The organism is Paenibacillus sp. P4_A7 (assembly GCF_056402455.1).
The window spans coordinates 1-751 of the sequence record NZ_JBFUHJ010000881.1; the positions used below are offsets into that span (position 1 = coordinate 1).

Consider the following 751-nt stretch of genomic DNA (forward strand, 5'->3'; position numbering starts at 1 on the left):
ATGCAGCCCTATGCGACAATGGCGTCATAGTTTCTCCAATTACAGATGGTTTTGGGACTTTTCATTTTTATGACCCTGATGGAAATCGGTTAAATGTATGGCATTATTGATCAATTTGTATCGTATTTTGTTGTTCCGCTAACGGGAAACTAGAGCTCAAAAAAAGCTGCCACAGAATCCGGCAGTGCTGTCTTTGAGTTAAAGTCACGAGGGGTAAAGGTCGATTTAAAAAAGTTTGACTGGGGTATTATTGGGATTGTTATTGATCCTGAAGGTAATCGAATTGAAATAATGGATTGAGCAGAGCTCTTACGGATATGGCCTTAACCTACATGGACACGATAGTTGAACGAAACAAGGAGCAATTTGTTGCGGCAATTGCTCCTTGTTTTTATTAAGCTAACTGGCAGGATAGATTAATCATTTCGCGAATACTCCAAAGGTGGAATTATTTGAGAAGTTGGTAAATTTAATGTTTTAGGGCATCAACGCAAGGAATTAAAGACATAAAAAACACTAGAGGAGAGTGCGTGTCATATGAAAGTAGTTGAACTCAATGAAAAGAAGTTAGTAGGAATAAGAGTAGCATGTCCAGGTGACCAGYATGTAAATGAAATCCCAAAAGCTTCTTATAGACTCAAAAAAAGGCTAAATGAGATAAATGATCTTCTAAGTCCAGTAAAACTTGTAGGAGCATTTATCGCAGGGGATTTTTCGGAAGAGGAAGATGGTTACTGGGCATGTGTTGAAG

The 751-nt window shown here is 38.3% G+C and carries 1 pseudogene; it reads left to right on the forward strand.

What is annotated here, in order from left to right:
- Positions 1-537: 537 nt before the first annotated feature.
- A pseudogene (locus AC1DWN_RS34695) lies at positions 538-751 on the forward strand (GyrI-like domain-containing protein); the annotation flags it as partial.